This is a genomic window from Pseudonocardia acidicola (genome assembly GCF_012911935.1).
Classification (GTDB): domain Bacteria; phylum Actinomycetota; class Actinomycetes; order Mycobacteriales; family Pseudonocardiaceae; genus Pseudonocardia; species Pseudonocardia acidicola.
The window spans coordinates 25,953-42,871 of record NZ_JAAXLA010000062.1 but is presented as its reverse complement, the minus strand read 5'-3'; the positions used below and the strand labels follow the sequence as shown (position 1 = coordinate 42,871).

At 74.0% G+C, this 16,919-nt stretch carries 21 protein-coding genes; 16 read left to right on the top strand and 5 right to left on the bottom strand.

Features of this window, described 5'->3' with window-relative positions:
* The first annotated feature begins 13 nt into the window (after window positions 1-13).
* The 3 genes from HF526_RS25825 (at window position 14) to HF526_RS25815 (ending at window position 1,473) form a co-directional block, all read left to right on the top strand.
* Window positions 14-100, top strand: a complete 87-nt coding sequence (locus tag HF526_RS25825) for an integrase core domain-containing protein (RefSeq protein ID WP_420821637.1) — start codon at window positions 14-16, stop codon at window positions 98-100.
* 114 nt (window positions 101-214) lie between these two features.
* Window positions 215-1,093 carry an N-acetyl-1-D-myo-inositol-2-amino-2-deoxy-alpha-D-glucopyranoside deacetylase gene (gene mshB / locus HF526_RS25820; RefSeq protein WP_169384169.1) on the top strand — a complete coding sequence of 293 codons (879 nt, stop codon included), beginning with the start codon at window positions 215-217 and terminating at the stop codon, window positions 1,091-1,093.
* The gene (locus HF526_RS25815; RefSeq protein WP_169384157.1) at window positions 1,093-1,473 is read left to right on the top strand and encodes a hypothetical protein; all 381 of its coding nucleotides are present in this window, start codon (window positions 1,093-1,095) and stop codon (window positions 1,471-1,473) included. The genes mshB and HF526_RS25815 overlap by 1 nt, the downstream gene beginning before the upstream one ends.
* Before the next feature lie 16 nt (window positions 1,474-1,489).
* Here the strand turns inward: HF526_RS25815 and HF526_RS25810 are convergent, their stop codons facing one another.
* The gene (locus tag HF526_RS25810) at window positions 1,490-2,473 is read right to left on the bottom strand and encodes a GNAT family N-acetyltransferase (protein WP_338051747.1); all 984 of its coding nucleotides are present in this window, start codon (window positions 2,471-2,473) and stop codon (window positions 1,490-1,492) included.
* Between the two features lie 174 nt (window positions 2,474-2,647).
* On the opposite strand from HF526_RS25810, the gene fdxA reads away from it, so the two are divergent.
* From fdxA to HF526_RS25795, 3 genes are read left to right on the top strand one after another with little or no spacing between them, the layout of a single operon-like run.
* The gene (gene fdxA / locus HF526_RS25805) at window positions 2,648-2,974 is read left to right on the top strand and encodes a ferredoxin (protein WP_169384156.1); all 327 of its coding nucleotides are present in this window, start codon (window positions 2,648-2,650) and stop codon (window positions 2,972-2,974) included.
* A 26-nt stretch (window positions 2,975-3,000) separates the two neighbouring features.
* Window positions 3,001-4,101 (top strand): succinyldiaminopimelate transaminase, encoded by a 1,101-nt coding sequence (dapC, locus tag HF526_RS25800; RefSeq protein ID WP_169384155.1) that lies wholly within the window; start codon window positions 3,001-3,003, stop codon window positions 4,099-4,101.
* Window positions 4,098-5,369, top strand: coding sequence for an MFS transporter (locus HF526_RS25795; RefSeq protein ID WP_338051746.1), 1,272 nt, complete (start codon window positions 4,098-4,100; stop codon window positions 5,367-5,369). The genes dapC and HF526_RS25795 overlap by 4 nt, the downstream gene beginning before the upstream one ends.
* Here HF526_RS25795 and HF526_RS25790 read toward each other — a convergent pair.
* A complete protein-coding gene (locus HF526_RS25790) occupies window positions 5,344-6,300 on the bottom strand; it encodes a CHAD domain-containing protein (protein ID WP_338051745.1) in 957 nt (318 codons plus the stop codon). The genes HF526_RS25795 and HF526_RS25790 overlap by 26 nt on opposite strands.
* A gap of 43 nt (window positions 6,301-6,343) precedes the next feature.
* A complete protein-coding gene (gene dapD / locus HF526_RS25785; protein ID WP_338051744.1) occupies window positions 6,344-7,279 on the bottom strand; it encodes a 2,3,4,5-tetrahydropyridine-2,6-dicarboxylate N-succinyltransferase in 936 nt (311 codons plus the stop codon).
* Window positions 7,280-7,366: 87 nt separating this feature from the next.
* Between dapD and dapE the strand changes: the two genes are divergently transcribed.
* The 9 genes from dapE (at window position 7,367) to HF526_RS25740 (ending at window position 13,562) form a co-directional block, all read left to right on the top strand.
* Window positions 7,367-8,422: a succinyl-diaminopimelate desuccinylase gene (gene dapE / locus HF526_RS25780; protein WP_239029156.1), complete on the top strand. Its 1,056-nt coding sequence runs from the start codon at window positions 7,367-7,369 to the stop codon at window positions 8,420-8,422.
* Between the two features lie 25 nt (window positions 8,423-8,447).
* Window positions 8,448-9,215 carry an LOG family protein gene (locus HF526_RS25775; RefSeq protein ID WP_169384153.1) on the top strand — a complete coding sequence of 256 codons (768 nt, stop codon included), beginning with the start codon at window positions 8,448-8,450 and terminating at the stop codon, window positions 9,213-9,215.
* The gene (locus tag HF526_RS25770; protein WP_239029151.1) at window positions 9,212-9,778 is read left to right on the top strand and encodes an LOG family protein; all 567 of its coding nucleotides are present in this window, start codon (window positions 9,212-9,214) and stop codon (window positions 9,776-9,778) included. Before HF526_RS25775 ends, HF526_RS25770 begins: the two co-directional genes overlap by 4 nt.
* Window positions 9,779-9,843: 65 nt before the next feature.
* The gene (gene folP, locus HF526_RS25765) at window positions 9,844-10,656 is read left to right on the top strand and encodes a dihydropteroate synthase (protein ID WP_169384163.1); all 813 of its coding nucleotides are present in this window, start codon (window positions 9,844-9,846) and stop codon (window positions 10,654-10,656) included.
* A 159-nt stretch (window positions 10,657-10,815) separates the two neighbouring features.
* Window positions 10,816-11,772: a glucosyl-3-phosphoglycerate synthase gene (locus HF526_RS25760; RefSeq protein ID WP_169384152.1), complete on the top strand. Its 957-nt coding sequence runs from the start codon at window positions 10,816-10,818 to the stop codon at window positions 11,770-11,772.
* Between the two features lie 22 nt (window positions 11,773-11,794).
* Window positions 11,795-12,142, top strand: a complete 348-nt coding sequence (locus HF526_RS25755; RefSeq protein WP_169384151.1) for a DivIVA domain-containing protein — start codon at window positions 11,795-11,797, stop codon at window positions 12,140-12,142.
* On the top strand, window positions 12,139-12,627 hold the full coding sequence (locus tag HF526_RS25750; protein ID WP_169384150.1) for an SRPBCC family protein: 489 nt from the start codon (window positions 12,139-12,141) through the stop codon (window positions 12,625-12,627). Before HF526_RS25755 ends, HF526_RS25750 begins: the two co-directional genes overlap by 4 nt.
* Before the next feature lie 16 nt (window positions 12,628-12,643).
* The gene (locus HF526_RS25745) at window positions 12,644-13,219 is read left to right on the top strand and encodes a DNA-3-methyladenine glycosylase I (RefSeq protein WP_338051743.1); all 576 of its coding nucleotides are present in this window, start codon (window positions 12,644-12,646) and stop codon (window positions 13,217-13,219) included.
* 175 nt (window positions 13,220-13,394) lie between these two features.
* On the top strand, window positions 13,395-13,562 hold the full coding sequence (locus HF526_RS25740) for a DUF3117 domain-containing protein (protein ID WP_169384148.1): 168 nt from the start codon (window positions 13,395-13,397) through the stop codon (window positions 13,560-13,562).
* Between the two features lie 84 nt (window positions 13,563-13,646).
* Here the strand turns inward: HF526_RS25740 and glgA are convergent, their stop codons facing one another.
* The gene (gene glgA / locus HF526_RS25735) at window positions 13,647-14,813 is read right to left on the bottom strand and encodes a glycogen synthase (RefSeq protein ID WP_169384147.1); all 1,167 of its coding nucleotides are present in this window, start codon (window positions 14,811-14,813) and stop codon (window positions 13,647-13,649) included.
* Between the two features lie 161 nt (window positions 14,814-14,974).
* Here glgA and glgC point away from each other — a divergent pair, with 161 nt between their 5' ends.
* Complete coding sequence (gene glgC / locus HF526_RS25730; RefSeq protein WP_169384146.1) at window positions 14,975-16,222, top strand: glucose-1-phosphate adenylyltransferase; 1,248 nt, start codon at window positions 14,975-14,977, stop codon at window positions 16,220-16,222.
* Window positions 16,223-16,253: 31 nt separating this feature from the next.
* Here glgC and HF526_RS25725 read toward each other — a convergent pair whose 3' ends face one another.
* Window positions 16,254-16,919 (bottom strand): O-methyltransferase, encoded by a 666-nt coding sequence (locus HF526_RS25725; protein WP_169384145.1) that lies wholly within the window; start codon window positions 16,917-16,919, stop codon window positions 16,254-16,256.

The following is a 16,919-nucleotide window of genomic DNA, read 5'->3' as shown; positions in this document are numbered from 1 at the left end:
ACGACTCACCGCCCTGGACAGCTGGGTGCACGACTACAACACTCGACGCGCCCACTCCGCCCTCGGCGGCCGGCCCCCGGCCACCCGACTCGCCGCATGACCGTCAACAAGGTGCCGGGTCACTACATCTAGGCGACCGCGAGCAGCGGCTCCGTGCTGTGTGCGGGCACCCGGGAACAGCGATGAGGCTGCTGATTGCGATGCTGACGCCGTGATGCTCCCCGCGCGTCGACTGGTCCTGGTGCACGCCCACCCGGACGACGAGACGCTGACCACCGGCGGCACCATCGCCCGCTACGCCGCCGACCCGGACGCCGCCGTCACCGTGGTGACCTGCACCCTCGGCGAAGAGGGCGAGGTCATCCCGCCGGAGCTGGCCCAGCTGGCGGCCGATCAGGCCGATCAGCTGGGTGGCTACCGGAGTGGTGAGCTGGCCCGCGCGACCGCCGCGCTCGGCCTGCGCGACCACCGCTTCCTCGGCGGAGTGGGTCGCTGGCGTGACTCCGGGATGGTGCTGGCCGGGCACGGCGTGCGCGCGGCACTCCCGGACGAGCTGCACCCGCGCGCGTTCGCCGCGCCGGAGAAGCTCGACGAGCAGGCCGGGATGCTGGCCGCGGTGCTCGCCGAGCTGCGCCCGCAGGTCGTCGTCAGCTACGCCGACGACGGTGGCTACGGCCACCCCGACCACGTCCGGGCGCACCACATCGCCGTCGAGGCTGCGGCTCGCACACCGGACGTGCAGAAGGTCTACTTCGCCGCCGTCGGCCGCTCGGCGCTCGACGCCGGGCTGGCCGATCTCGCCGGAGCCCCGGGCATGCCGTTCCGGCTGCCCGCCCCCGACGAGCTGCCCAGCGTGCCCGACGCCGAGATCACCACCCGGATCGACGTCACCGCGCAGCGGCGGGCCCGGATCGCCGCGATGCGCGCGCACGCCACCCAGATCGCGGTGTGGGAGGACCCCGGGCACGACAGCCGGGTCGCCTACGCGATGAGCAACAACGTCGCGCAGCCGCTGCTCGACGTCGAGACCTTCGTGCTGGCCGGCGGGGCGACCGCGCCGGAGACCGACCTGTTCGCCGGGATCAGGCCCTGATGCGCATCCTGCTGCTGGCGCTGCTGCTGGTCGACTCCGCGCTGCTGGCGGCGGGCGAGCTGATGTTCCAGCCGCTCTACCTGGGTGCGGTCCCGGCGCCGATCGGCACCCTCGCGGTGCTGCTGACGATGCCGTGGCTGGTCCGCAGCGCGGCCCTCGTCGCGCCCACCCCCGGCGTGGCGGGCTCCCCGGTGCTGATCTGGCTGCTGGTGGTCGGGGTGCTCGGACTCGGCGGCCCGGGCGGGGACGTGCTGCTGCCGGCCACCTGGCAGTCGCTGCTGCTCGTCGTCGCGGGCCTGGGCGCCGGGCTGCTGACCCTGCGGCGGGTCCTGGACGCCGGGTACGCCGACCGGGCGGCCGACGGCGGGGCGTCCCGCTGAGCCCACCGGCCGCCGATCACCGCGCGGTGGGCGGCACCAGGTAGTGGTAGCGGTGGTGCTCGGTGGCGCCGAGCCGGTCGTAGAACGCCCGCGCCCCGGTGTTGTGCACCGCGACCTGCAGCACCGCCCAGCGCGCGCCGTGCTCGAGCCCCCAGCGCGCCGCCGCAGCCGTCAGCGCCGCGCCCACCCCGCCGCGGCGCGCGCCGGGGACGACCGCCAGCCGGGCCAGGTGCAGGTGGTCCTCGACGACCGCGGCCCGGATCACCCCGAGCGGGCGGCCGCCGGGGTCGCGGGCCAGGCCGAACGCCGTCCGCGGGCCGCCGGGGCCCGGCTCCAGGACGTGGCGCTGCACCGCGGTCGGCGGGCCGCCGAGGGTGGCGTCCCACCACTCGCCGGTCGCGGTCCCGGCGAGCTCGACCTCCGCCGCGGACGCCGCGCCCAGCCGGTCGAGGCCGGCGACCAGCACCGCGACCTCGGCCCCGGCCTCGTGCCCGGAGTCGAGAACCCAGCCATGCCCGGCCACCGCCCGCGACCACGGGCCACCGATCGGGGTCTGCACCCGCGGCGCGATCCCGTGTTCCGCGGTGAACGCCCGGACGGCGTCGAGGGCGTCGGTGATCGGCAGCCCGGGGTCACCGATCGCCAGCGCGGCGTTCGCCCGGCCGGTGAAGCCGCCCGCGGCCCGCAGCCGCCAGGACCCGAGCTGCCGGTCGGCCTGCGCGGGCCAGGCGTCGGCGCACAGCGACTCGAGGCGGCCCACCGCCGACCACGAGGGCCGCTTCGGCGGCGCCGGCGGCACGGCGCGAACCGCCACGACGGCCGCCCGGTCGACCCGGACCGGTCCGCGCCGGGTCGAGACGACGACGGTGGCGACGCCGTCGCGCTCACCGCCGTCGGCGAGCTCGCCGACGGCGTCGGTGAACAACGGCCTGCCGTCGCGCTCGCCGATCCGGTACCGCAGCGACACGCGCGTGCCCAGCAGCCCGTCGATGTCGTCCACGGAGCCTTCCACCGCACCTTCCACTGCGCCGTTCACTGAGGGCATCCTCTCCTCTGACACGCGAGCACGCGCGGGCTAATCTGCCGTAGGCGTCACATCGCCCCGGCTCTTGATGCGATCACATCGCGATACATACTGAGAGCCGCCGTGCTGCCCGAGTGGAGGACCACCGAAGTGACCTACGTCATCGCCGAGCCCTGCGTCGACCTGCTCGACAAGGCGTGCATCGAAGAGTGCCCGGTGGACTGCATCTACGAGGGCGGGCGGATGATGTACATCCACCCGGACGAGTGCGTCGACTGCGGTGCCTGCGAGCCGGTCTGCCCGGTCGAGGCCATCTACTACGAGGACGACGTGCCCGAGCAGTGGGCCGCCTACACCAAGGCCAACGCCGATTTCTTCGCCGAGCTCGGCTCGCCCGGCGGCGCGTCGAAGGTCGGCAAGGTCGACAAGGACGTCGAGCCGGCCGCGAGCCTGCCGCCCCAGTCGCACGACGAGTGAGACCTGCTCGCAGAGTCGAAGCATCAGTGCAGGGCCGTACCGCTCTTCCCGATTTCCCCTGGGACTCGCTGACCGAGGACAAGTCCCTCGCCGCCGCGCACCCGGACGGGATCGTCGATCTCTCCGTGGGGACGCCGGTCGACCCGGTTCCCGCCGTCGTCCGCGCCGCACTGGCCGGAACGGCCGCCGACGAGCCGGGTTACCCGACGACGCACGGGCCCGCCGAGCTGCGCCAGGCGGTGGCCGAGTCCCTCGTCCGCCGGTTCGGCACCACCCCGGTCGACCCGGCGGCGGTGCTGCCGACGATCGGCTCCAAGGAGCTGGTCGCCTGGTTGCCCACGCTGCTCGGGCTCGGCCGCGGGGACATCGTCGCCGTGCCCGAGCTCGCGTACCCGACCTACGAGGTCGGCGCGCTGCTGGCCGGGGCGACGGTGGTGCGCCTCGCCGACGGCGAGACGCCCCCGCCGGGCACCCGGCTGCTCTGGCTGAACTCGCCGTCGAACCCGACGGGGCGGGTGCTGTCCGCGTCCGCGCTGCGCGAGGCCGTCGACACGGCCCGGGCCATGGGCGCGACCGTGGCGTCCGACGAGTGCTATCTCGCGCTGTCCGCGCCGCCGCACCGGGCGACGTCGGTGCTGCACCCCGATGTCAGCGGGGGCCGGCACGAAGGCCTGCTCGCGGTGCACTCGATGTCGAAGTCGTCGAACCTGGCCGGTTACCGGGCCGCGTTCGTCGCCGGCGACCCGTCGCTGGTCTCGGCGCTGCTCGAGGTGCGCAAGCACGCCGGCATGATCGTGCCGCGGCCGGTGCAGGCGGCCATGCAGGCCGCGGTGTCCGACGACGCGCACGTGGCCGCACAGGCCGCGATCTACGACCGGCGGCGGGCCCGGCTGCGCGCGGCGCTGGAGGCGGCCGGGCTGCGGATCGACCACTCCGAGGCCGGGCTCTACCTGTGGGCCACGGCGGGACGTCCGTCACGGTTGACGGTGCGGGACCTCGCCACGCAAGGTGTCCTGGTGGCCCCGGGAGAGTTCTACGGTCCGGCGGGCGCGCAGCACGTGCGCGTGGCCGTCACCGCAAGTGATGAACGGATCGAAGCAGCGGTGCGCCGGCTGACACCGGCGTGACCGCCTCCGATCCCGACAGGGCCCGCACCCGGCGGCCGGCCCGCACGGTGACCGTGCTGCTCGGGATGCTGGCGCTCGCCGCCAACCTCCGTGCGGCGCTGGCCGGCTACCCGCCGCTGCTGGAGACCGTGCGCAGCGACCTGGGCATCTCCGCCGGCGCGGCCGGGCTGGTCCAGGCCGCGGCGATCCTGATGATGGCCGCTGGCTCGTTCGCCGGCCCTGCGCTCGGCACCCGGTTCGGCCGGGAACGCGCCCTCGGCGCGTCCGTCGGGCTCGTCGGCCTCGGCAGCATCGTGCGCGGCTACCCGGCCTTGGCGCCGCTGATCGGCGGCAGCCTGCTGCTCGGGCTCGGCATCGGGCTGGCCGGCGTGCTGCTCACCGGGGTGGTCAAGGAGCACCTGGCGGCCCGGGCCGGCGCGGCCACCGGCGGCTACGTCGTCTCGATGATGGTCGGCGCCACGGTCGCCAGCGCGATCGCGGTGCCGGTGGCCGTGGGGCTCGGTGGCTGGTCGTTCTCGCTGGCGGTCTGGGCGGTGCCGGCCGTGCTGGCGGTGGTCGTGTGGATCCCGATCGCGCGCCGGATCGTCCCGCGGGATCAGGCCGCGCCGCGGATCCGGCTGCCGCTGCGCGACCGGTTCGCCCGGCAGGCCGCCTGCTTCCAGGCCGGCACCTCGGCGATGTTCTACGGCTGGCTGACCTGGCTGTCGCCGTACTACCAGAGCCACGGCTGGAGTTCGCAGCGCGCCGGGCTGCTGCTGGCGGTGTGGAGCGTCTCCCAGATCCCGGCCGCCCTGCTCACCCCGGCGCTGGCCGAGCGCCGGTACCGCTGGCGGTTCTGGTCGCTGGTGATGCTGGGCTCGTGCGTGGCCGGCACTCTGGGCGCGCTGCTGCTGCCCGACCCCCCGGTCGTCGGGGCCTGGCTGTGGGCGGTGCTGCTGGGCATCGGGCTGGGAGCGGGGTTCCCGCTGGGCCTGACCGTGATCGCGTGGCGCACCCCGCACGGGGCGGCCAGCGCGGCGACGAGCGGGCTCGCGCTCGGCGTCGGTTACCTCGCCGCCGGGCTCGGCCCGCTGCTGATGGGCCTGCTCATCGACGTCACCGGCGGGTTCGCCGCGGCACTCGCGGTGATCCTCGTGGCGGCCGCCCTGGAGGCCGGGGCGATCCTGCGGATCGGCGACCGACGCCCGGACGCGCCGACGGCCGAACCGGCGGACGGGGACGCCGCCGGCCCGGACCCGGGGCTCACAGCGCCGCGGCACGCTCCTTGACCTGCAGCCACGCCGCCCACCACTCGGTGCGCTTCTGGTCGGCCCGGGCGCGTTCGCGCTCCACGAGCCGGCCCGCGACGAACACGACGTGCGCGTCGGGGTACTCGCCCAGACCGTCGAGCAGCTCGCGGATCCGCTGCTCGGCGACGCACGCGTCCTGGTGGTCGCCGAGCACCTCCTGCAGCACCGCGGTCGCGCTGAGCAGCCGCTTCACCGGCTTGCCCAGTGCGGGCTCCACCAGCTCGCCGGTGTAGCGCACCCGCTTGCCGAGGATCCGCAGCGCGTGCAGCGTCTCGTCCGGCGGGTCCTCGCCCGCTCGTTCGACGGCCTTGCCCAGCTTGCGGGCCTCGGCGCGGACCAGGTCGGCCAGCTCCGGCTGGGCCCGGGTGGCCGACGGGGTGGGCAGCGGCAGCCGGATCGCGTCGACGATGCGCTCCAGCAGCGCCGTGTAGCGCGGCGCCTCGAGGGCCCGGAGCATGTCGGCCCGTGCCGTCTCGCGCTCGGCCACCAGCGCCGCGACCAGCCGCTCGGCGGCATCCTGCTCGCCGGCCGGCAGGGCGGCGGCCTCGCCGCGCAGCCGCAGCAGCATGACGTCGAGATCGCGGACCGGCCCCAGAGCCCGGCCCAGCCAACCCAGCTCGGCGCGCAGCCCGTCGGCCCACGCGGCGTCGAGCAGCGGCCGGGCCGCCTTCAGTGCCGCGCGCATCCGACGCACCGAGACCCGCATCTGGTGCAGGTCCTCGATGTCTTCCCCGGTGCGGGTGCCCGGGTCGTGCTTGAGCAGCGCGCGCAGCCGCAGGTCGAGCGCCGCGCGGACGTGGTGCGCCGGGGGGTCGGCAGGGGCGGCGGTCAGCGGCGTGGGCAGCGCGAGCAGCAACTGCGGCGCGTCGTTCCCGGAACGCTGCGCTCGGCGGGGGGCGGCGGAGGGCACGGGCGGAAACTCTATTCGAGCCCGCCGCCGCGTCCCCGGCGGCTCAGTTGGCGTGCAGGGCGGCGTTGAGCGCGATCCCGTCACCGGTCCGGGGGAGGGCCTCCACGGCGCCGGTCACCGAGTTGCGGCGCAGCAGCAGCCCGTTCTGGCCGGACAGGGTCCGGGCCGGGACCGTGCTGCCGTCGGGCAGCGTCACCTTCGTCCCGGCGGTGACGTAGAGCCCGGCCTCGACCACGCAGTCGTCCCCGAGCGAGATGCCGATCCCGGCGTTGGCGCCGATCAGGCAGCGCCGGCCCACCGAGATGACCTCCTTGCCGCCGCCGGACAGCGTGCCCATGACCGAGGCGCCGCCGCCGAGGTCCGACCCGTCGCCGACCACGACACCGGCCGAGATGCGGCCCTCGACCATGGAGGCGCCGAGCGTGCCGGCGTTGAAGTTCACGAAACCTTCGTGCATGACCGTGGTGCCCTCGGCCAGGTGGGCGCCCAGGCGCACCCGGTCGGCATCTCCGATGCGGACCCCGGACGGCACCACGTAGTCGACCATCCGGGGGAACTTGTCCACGCTGTGGACGGTGACCGGGCCGCGGGCCCGCAGGCGGGCTCGGACCAGGTCGAACCCGGCGACCGGGGCCGGACCGTGGTTGGTCCAGACGACGTTGGCGAGCAGCCCGAACTGCCCGTCGAGGCTGACCTCGTGCGGGCGCACCAGCCGGTGGCTGAGCAGGTGCAGCCGCAGGTAGACGTCGCGCGCGTCGACCGGCGGTTCGGCGAGGGAGTCGATCGAGGTGCGCACCACGACGGTCGAGACGCCGCGTGCATCGTCGGTGCCGGTGAGCGGTTCCAGGTCGGCGGCGACATCGGCGGCATCAGCCCCCAGCGCGGGGGCGGGGTACCAGGTGTCGAGAACGGTGCCGTCGGCGGTCACGGTCGCCAGGCCGGTGCCGGAGGCGCCTTCGTGGCGCAATGTGGTGCTCACGGACGTCGAATTTATCCGAGCGCGCGGCCGGCCGTCCTCCGGATGCGCCCCCGGGTAGCGTCGGCGACCGTGACCACCACCGTCCCGATGCTGGACCTCACCGCGGACCCCGTCGAGCTGACCGCGGCGCTGGTCGACGTGCCGAGCGTGTCCGGTGCCGAGGCGACGCTGTCCGACGCGCTGGAGCGCGCGCTGCGCGAGCAGGCCCCCCACCTCGAGGTGATCCGGTCCGGGGCGGCGGTGCTGGCCCGCACCCGCCTCGGCCGTGACCAGCGGGTGCTGCTGGCCGGGCACATCGACACCGTGCCGATCGCGGACAACCTGCCCAGCCACCGCGAGGGCGACCTGCTCTACGGCTGCGGCACGTCCGACATGAAGGCCGGCGACGCCGTCTTCGCCCACCTGGCCGCCACCTTGACCGAGCCCCGCCACGACCTGACGCTCGTGTTCTACGACTGCGAGGAGATCGAGGCCGACCGCAACGGGCTGGGTCGCATCGAACGCGAGCTGCCGGAGTGGCTGCGTGCCGACCTCGCGATCCTCGGCGAGCCGACGGGCGGCACCGTCGAGGCCGGCTGCCAGGGCACGCTGCGCGTGGAGATCCGCACCCACGGCCGGCGCGCGCACTCGGCGCGGTCCTGGCTGGGTGACAACGCGGTGCACCACGCCGCGGAGGTCCTCGCCCGGCTGGGCGCCTACAGCCCGCGCGACGTCGACATCGACGGCTGCGTGTACCGCGAGGGCCTGCAGGCGGTGCGTATCGCGGGCGGGGTCGCCGGCAACGTCGTCCCCGACGAGTGCGTGGTCACGGTGAACTTCCGGTTCGCCCCGGACCGCTCCGCCGACGCCGCGCTGGCGCACGTCCGGGACGTCTTCGCCGGGTACGACCTGACCGTCACCGATCTGTCGCCGGGTGCGCTGCCCGGCCTGACCGCCCCCTCCGCGCAGCAGTTCCTCGCCGCCACCGGTACCACCGCGCACGCCAAGTACGGCTGGACCGACGTGTCCCGGTTCGCCGCCCTCGGCATCCCCGCGATCAACTACGGCCCGGGCGACCCGAACCTCGCACACACCCGCGAGGAGCACGTCGACACCCGGGTGATCAACCGCAGCACGGACGTGCTCAGGCGTTTCCTGGGCTGACACCTCCGCTCACTACCCTGGCTTCATGACCATGAGTGGCGGCGACCAGCGTCCCGAGGAGAAACTGCGCGGTCCGGTCGTGCTGCGCCGCGAGCACCGCAAGGAGCTGACGACCACCGATCAGCGGCTGCTCGACTCGCGCGGCCCGAGCGACTGGGTGCACACCGACCCGTGGCGGGTGCTGCGCATCCAGGCCGAGTTCGTCGAGGGCTTCGGGGCGCTCGCCGAGCTGCCGCGCGCCGTCACCGTGTTCGGCTCCGCGCGCACCCCGCGCGACCACCCCGAGTACACCCAGGGCCGGGAGCTGGGCGCCGCGCTCGCCGAGGCGGGCTTCGCGGTGATCACCGGGGGCGGCCCGGGCACGATGGAGGCGGCCAACCGGGGGTGCTCGGAGGCCGGTGGGCTGAGCGTCGGGCTGGGCATCGAGCTGCCGTTCGAGCAGGGCCTGAACAACTGGGTCGACCTCGGCATCAACTTCCGGTACTTCTTCGCCCGCAAGACGATGTTCGTCAAGTACTCGCAGGCGTTCGTGTGCCTGCCCGGCGGATTCGGGACGCTCGACGAGCTGTTCGAGGCACTCACCCTGGTGCAGACCAAGAAGGTCACCAAGTTCCCGGTCGTGCTGCTCGGCCGGGATTACTGGGGCGGGCTCTACGACTGGATCGCGAGCTCCGTGCTCGGCAGCGGCAAGGTCGGCGAGAACGACCTGCAACTGCTGCACCTCACCGACGAGGTCGACGACGCGGTCAAGGTGGTCCACGAGGCCTACCGCGCCTGGGAGGAGACGCATTGAGCCGCACCGTCTGCGTCTACTGCGCCTCCTCGGAGGCCGTCCCGGCGCACTACAAGGAGCTGGCCGAGGAGGTCGGCCGGGAGATCGCCGCCCGCGGCTGGAGCCTGGTCTCCGGGGGCGGGCGGGTGTCGATGATGGGCGCCGTCGCGGCGGGCGCCCGGGCCGGCGGGGCCCGCACCACCGGGGTCATCCCGCGGGCGCTGGTCGACCGCGAGGTCGCCGACTCCCTCTCCGACGAGTTGCTGGTCACCGACACCATGCGCGAGCGCAAAGCGCTGATGGAGGCGCACGCCGACGCGTTCCTGACCCTGCCGGGCGGGATCGGCACGTGCGAGGAGCTGTTCGAGGTCTGGACGGCCGGCTCGCTGGGCATGCACGCCAAGCCGGTCGTGCTGCTCGACCCGGACGGGCACTACACCGGGCTGCTGACCTGGTTGAGCGAGCTGGTCGAACGGGGTTTCGCCAACACGCGTGCGCTGGATCGGCTGATCGTCGTCGCCGATGTGACGGCAGCCCTGGACGCCTGCGGCTCGCCCGCAGACGTGTCACGATCGGAGCTGTGATCAGCGCGGGGACGGCGACGCTCCGGTTCGGCAAGCGCGAGCCGGCGGCGGATCGGGCGCTGGTGATGGCGATCGTGAACCGCACCCCGGACTCGTTCTACGACCGCGGCGCCACCTTCGCCGACGACGCCGCGATGGCCGCCGTGGACCGCGCGGTGGGCGAGGGCGCCGACATCATCGACATCGGCGGGGTGAAGGCAGGCCCGGGCGCGGTCGTCGACGCCGGCGAGGAGATCCGCCGGGTGGTGCCGTTCGTCGCCGCCGTCCGCGCCAGGTACGCCGACATCGTGATCAGCGTCGACACCTGGCGCGGTGAGGTGGGCCGGCTCGCGGTCGCCGAGGGTGCGGACCTGCTCAACGACACCTGGGCCGGCGCCGACCCGACGCTGGGCGAGGTCGCCGCCGAGACCGGCGCCGGGATCGTCTGCTCGCACACCGGGGGTGCGGTGCCGCGGCGGCGCCCGCACCGGGTCCGCTACGCCGACGTCGTCGCCGACGTGCTGGCCGACGTCTGCGGGCAGGCCGAGCGGCTGGTCGAGCTGGGTGTGCCGCGCGAGGGCATCCTGATCGACCCGACGCACGACTTCGGGAAGAACACCTGGCACGGCCTCGCGCTGCTGCGTGGCGTCGACCAACTGGTCGCCACCGGCTGGCCGGTGCTGATGGCGTTGTCGAACAAGGACTTCGTCGGGGAGGCCCTGGGTGTGGGGCTGACCGAGCGACTGGAGGGCACGCTGGCCGCGACCGCGCTCGCCGCGTCCGCCGGAGCACGGGTGTTCCGCGCCCACGAGGTGGCTGCGACGCGGCGGACCGTCGACATGGTCGCGGCCATCGCAGGTACCCGGCTGCCGCGGCGTACCGTGCGCGCACTCGCCTGAGCTCCGCCCGCAGGCCCGTGCACCGGCACGGCAGCCGGCTCCCGGGCGTCACGCACCGGCACGCGTCGGCACCGGCAGCATCGGTCTGGCAGGTATCGGCAGGCAGGTATCGGCAGGCAGGTATCGGCAGGTAGGTATCGGCACTGAGAGGGGAGGCCCATGGACCCGGTCACCGAGCAGTGGTTCGCGCATCGCACGTGGCAGAGCCCCGATTGGCCCGTGGCGGACCTCACTGCGGGCAAGGACGGCCGGCGGGTGTCGGTGGTCCTGCCCGCGCTCGACGAGGAGGCCACCGTCGGCGCCATCGTCGCGGCCATCGTGCCGTTCACCCGGGGTCCGGCGCCGCTGGTGGACGAACTGGTCGTCGTCGACTCCGGGTCGACCGACCGGACCGTCGAGGTGGCCACCGCGGCGGGCGCCCGGGTGGTCCACCGCACCGACGTCGTCCCCGACCTGGAGCCGGTGCCGGGCAAGGGCGAGGTGCTGTGGCGCTCGCTGGCCGCGACCAGTGGCGACCTGATCGTCTTTCTCGACTCCGACCTCGTCGACTTCGATCCCGGATTCGTCCCGGCGCTGCTCGGGCCGCTGCTCACCGTGCCCGGGATCGGCCTGGTCAAGGGCTTCTACCGGCGCCCGCTGCGGCTGGAGACCACCCAGGCCGACACCGGCGGCGGCCGGGTCACCGAACTACTGGCCCGCCCCCTGCTGGCCGCGTTGCGCCCCGAGCTGTCCGGGATCGTTCAGCCGCTCGGTGGGGAGTACGCCGCCACCCGTGAGCTGCTCGAGTCGGTGCCCTTCGCGGCCGGCTACGGGGTGGAGATCGGGCTGTTGATCGATGCGTGCGACCGGCTCGGCCTCGACGGCCTGGCGCAGGTCAACCTCGGCGTCCGCAAGCACCGCAACCGCTCGCTGCTGCAGCTCGGGGTGATGGCCCGGCAGATCCTCGGTGCCGTGCTGCACCGCTGTGACGTGGCCGGGGGCAGATCCGACAGCGGCGCCGCGCTCACCCAGTTCCTGCAGATGGACGGCGAGTGGCTGCCGTCGACCCAGCACATCGAGGTGGTCGAGCGGCCGCCGATGAGGGAGATCTCGGCCCCGCGCGGTCGCGTGGGCTGAACCCGCGTGATGAGATTCGAGCATGGGTACGGCGCTGATCTACCTGCTCGTCGTCGGGGTGGTGGCCGCGGTGGTGTTCGCGCTGGCCGCCGCGGTCTTCGGGCGCGGCGAGGAGCTGGCCCCACTGGCGCCCGGTGCGACGCCCACCCGGCTGCCGACCGATGGGATCAGCGGCCAGGACGTGCGTGAGCTGCGGTTCCAGCAGGTGGTCCGGGGCTACCGGATGGGCGAGGTGGACTGGGTGCTGGATCGGCTGGCCGCCGAGTTGGACCGGGTGAGCGCGGACCGGGACGAGCTGCGGACCCGGATCATGGAGTTGGAGGAACGTGCCCCCGCGGGTGGCGCGCACCGCGCGGAGGACGGCGGATGAGTGCCGGCCGCGTCGAGCTGACCGTCCCGGTGGACGTGGCCGCGCCGGCCGAGGCCGTCTGGGCGGCGGTCACCGACTGGGCGGGCCAGGGCGACTGGATGCTCGGCACCCGGGTCGAGGTGACCGGCGGCGACGGCCGGTCGGTCGGCTCGACGCTGCGTGCGGTCACCGGGGTCGGGCCGCTCGGGGTACCGGACACCATGGAGATCACCGAGTGGACCGCGTCGGCACCGGGCGGCCCGTTCCGGTGCGTCGTCCGGCACACCGGCGCGGTGGTCCGCGGTGACGGCGTGTTCGAGGTCGCCGGGGTGGGCCCGGACCGGTCCCGGTTCCTGTGGAGCGAGCTGCTGGAGCTGCCGCTCGGGGCGCTCGGCCGGGCGGGCTGGCCGCTGGTCCGCCCGGCGTTCCGGGCGGGCGTGGCGTATTCGCTGGGACGGCTGGCGCGGCAGTGCGAGGCGGCGTACCAGCAGGGCCGGGCGCACTGAGGTGGCCGAACCCGCCGTGACGACCGCACCCGACGGCCGGGTGCGCTGCGCGTGGGCGACCTCCGCGCCGGAGTACGTCGCCTATCACGACGACGAGTGGGGCGTGCCGCTGCACGGGGTCGCCGCGTTGTTCGAACGGCTCAGCCTGGAGGGCTTCCAGTCCGGCTTGTCCTGGCTGGTCATCCTGCGCAAGCGGCCGGCGTTCCGGGCCGCGTTCGCCGGGTTCGATCCCGCGGCGGTGGCCCGCTTCACCGACTCCGACGTGGCCCGCCTGCTCGGGGACGCCGGCATCGTCCGCAACCGCAGCAAGATCGAGGCGACGGTGCACAACGCCCGGGTGGTGCTCGACCTGGGCACCCCGCTCGACGAGCTGTTGTGGTCGTTCGCGCCGGACCCGCAGCGACACCCGCGGCCCGCCACGATCGACGCCGTCCCGGCCACCACGCCGGAGTCCACGGCGATGGCGAAGGAACTCAAGCGGCGCGGGCTGCGCTTCGTCGGGCCGACGACGTGCTACGCGCTGATGCAGGCCGCCGGTCTGGTCGACGACCACATCGCGGAATGCTGGCGCGCCGCGCGGGCCGACCGCTAACGTGCGGCGACACAACGATTGCACAGTGTGAACGCCAGTCGTCTCCCAGACGAGTTGATCGCCTCGGTTGTACTCCACACAGAGCGATGGGGGAGAATATCCACACACATCCCGCCCGTGCGCGCTCCCCAAGCGCACCGGCGCCCTGAACGAGAGACAACGGAGGGAGCACGAGATGGCGGCGATGAAGCCCCGGACCGGCGACGGTCCCCTGGAAGTGACCAAGGAGGGTCGGGGCATCGTGATGCGCGTACCGCTCGAGGGCGGTGGTCGCCTGGTCGTGGAGATGACCCCCGAAGAGGCCAGCGACCTGGGCGACGCGCTGAAGGCGGCGTCGGGCTGACCGCCCACCCGGTGGCCCGGCCGGTGCTGCGGCCGGGCCACCGGAGCCACGCCGCCGCGACCCGCGCAGGCCGGCGCCGGCCACTCAGAGGCTTCGGTAGATCTCCATCGTCCGCTGCGCGGCCTGCTCCCAGGAGAACTCCCGCTCGGCGCGCTCCCTGCCCGCCCGGCCCATCTGCGCGGCCCGCTCGGGGTCGGCCAGCACCGTGTTGACCGCTTTCGCGAGCCCGGCCCGGAACTCCTCGACGTGGTGCTCGTCGAAGTGCACGAGCAGCCCGGTGACGCCGTCGTCGACGACCTCTGGGATGCCACCCACGTCGGAGGCCACCACCGCGGTCCCGCACGCCATCGCCTCCAGATTGACGATGCCCAGCGGCTCGTAGACCGAGGGACAGACGAACACGGTCGCCGCGGAGAGCAGCTGGCGGATCTCGGCGGTCTCGAGCATCCGGCGCACCCAGAGCACCCCGGGCCGCGCCGCGGACAGCTCGGCGACGGCCTTCTCGGTCTCCTCGGCGATCTCGCGCGTGTCCGGCGCGCCCGCGCACAGCACGATCTGGGCGTCGTGGCTGATCGCGTGCGCCGCCTCGACGAGGTGCCCGAGCCCCTTCTGCCGGGTGATCCGCCCGACGAACACGACGATGGGCCGGTCCGGATCGACCCCGGCCGCGCGCACCGCGTCGCGCGCCGGATCGGGCCGGTAGAAGCCGGTGTCGATGCCGTTGTGCACCACGTGCACCCGGGCCGGGTCGAGCGTGGGGTAGCAGTCCAGCACGTCGGAGCGCATGCCCTCGCTGACCGCGATGACGGCGTCGGCGTGCTCGTAGGCGGTCCGCTCCACCCAGGACGACAGCCGGTAGCCGCCGCCGAGCTGCTCGGCCTTCCACGGCCGGCGCGGCTCCAGCGAGTGCGCGGTCACCACGTGCGGCACGTCGTGCAGCACCTTCGCCAGGTGCCCGGCCATGTTGGCGTACCAGGTGTGCGAGTGCGCCACGTCGACGCCGGCCAGCCCGGCGACCATCGACAGGTCGACGCCGAGGGTCTGCAGCGCCGGGTTCGCGTCGGCCAGGGCGTCCGGCGGCTGGTAGGCGTAGGTGCCGGGCTGACCGTCCCGGGCCTCGCCGAAACAGTGCACGTCGACGGTGACGTCCGGGCTCAGCCCGCGTAGCGCCGGAACCAGGTGCCCGACATGGACGCCGGCACCGCCGTACACGTCGGGGGGGTATTCACGGGTGAGCAGACCGATGCGCACCCGGAGCACGCTACTTCCTCCGTGCGGCCGAGCCGAGTCCGCGCCATGCCGGGCTCTAGATGTGGCCGGTCCTTGTGAACTCCCACTAAGGTCCTCGGTGTGACCGCACGATGCCTGCTGGATGTCCGGTCCGGCGGAGCCTGGATGAGCGAGTGGCGTCGATGACCTCGGGGCGAATCCCTGCCGCACCCGGTGGGCTGCCGGCCAACGTGCTCGGCATCGTGCTGGCCGGCGGTGAGGGAAAGCGGCTGTGGCCGCTGACGGCCGACCGGGCCAAGCCGGCCGTGCCGTTCGGCGGGAACTACCGATTGATCGACTTCGTGCTGTCCAACCTGGTCAACGCCGGGCTGCACCGGATCTGCGTGCTGACGCAGTACAAGTCGCACTCGCTGGACCGGCACATCTCCACGACGTGGCGGCTGTCCAGCGTGCTCGGGCAGTACATCACCACGGTCCCGGCCCAGCAGCGGCTCGGCCGGCGTTGGTACACCGGCAGCGCTGACGCGATCTTCCAGAGCCTGAACCTCGTCTACGACGAGCGACCCGACTACATCGCGGTGTTCGGGGCCGACCACGTCTACCGCATGGACCCGGGCCAGATGCTCGCCCAGCACATCACCAGCGGGGCCGGCGTCACCGTGGCCGGGATCCGGGTGCCGCGCGCGGAGGCGAAGGCGTTCGGCTGCATCAACTCCGACGCCGAAGGCCGGATCGTCGACTTCCTGGAGAAGCCGTCCGAACCGCCCGCGGTGCCCGACGACCCGGACGTGACGTTCGCCTCCATGGGCAACTACGTCTTCACCACCGAGGTGCTGCTCGACGCGCTGCGCGCCGATGCCGAGGACGGCGACTCCGACCACGACATGGGCGGCGACATCATCCCGCGGCTGGTCCGCGAGGGTGACGCCCACGTCTACGACTTCGCCGACAACGTGGTCCCCGGCGCCACGGACCGCGACTCCGGCTACTGGCGCGACGTCGGCACGGTCGACGCTTACTACGACGCACACACCGACCTCGTCTCGGTACACCCGATCTTCAACCTCTACAACGACCGGTGGCCGATCCGCACGGCGACGCCGCCGCTGCCCCCGGCCAAGTTCGTCGAGGGCGGCATCGCGCAGGACTCGATCGTCGGTGCCGGCACGATCATCTCCGGGGCCATCGTGCGCCGTTCTGTGATCAGCCCGAACGTGATCATCCAGGCCGGTGCCGAGGTTTCGGACTCCGTGCTGCTGCCGGGTGCCCGGATCGGGCGCGGCGCGGTGGTGCGCGGCGCGATCCTGGACAAGAACGTGGTGGTGCCCGACGGCGCGCTCGTCGGGGTCGACCTCGCGCTGGACCGGGCGCGCTACACGGTGAGCCCGGGCGGGGTCGTCGTGCTCGGCAAGGGCGCGACCGCGCTCTGAGCGGGTGCTCCGCGACCGTGCCGGCGCGGGCCTACCGCACCTTCGTCGCCACGAGCAGACCCGCCCCGAGGGGTAGCAGCACCGAGACCAGTCGCTCGTCCGCGCGGACCTGGTGGGTCACCTCGCGCAGCGCGAGCGTGTCGGCGTCGTGGGCGCCGGGATCGGCCACCCGGCCGTGACCGAGGGCGTGGTTGAGCGCGACCACCCCGCCGGGGCGCAGCAGCCGGATCGCCTCGTCGAGGTAGCGGGTGTACTCGGACCGCTCCGCGTCGACGAACACCAGGTCGTAGCCGCCGTCGGTGAGCCGGGGAAGCACCTCCAGCGCCATCCCGTTGATCAGCCGCAGCCGGGAGGGCCCGTAGCCGGCCTCGATGAACCCGCTGCGGGCGCCGCGCTGCTGCTCCGGGTCGATGTCGATCGAGGTCAGCACGCCGTCGGGAGCCATCCCGCGCAGCAGCCACAGCCCGCTGACGCCCGTCCCGGTGCCGATCTCCACCACGGCGCGGGCCCCGATCGTCGCGGCCAGGAAGCACAGCCCGGCGCCGCCGCCGGGCCCGATCGGCACGCTCCCGGCATCCGCGGCGCGGGCCCGTGCGGCAGCCAGGACGTCGTCCTCGGCGAGGTAGGATTCGACGTAGTCGCGAACGGTGGCGCCGGTGGCGGCGTCGCCCGGGACGTCGTCAGCGGGGCCGGTCAT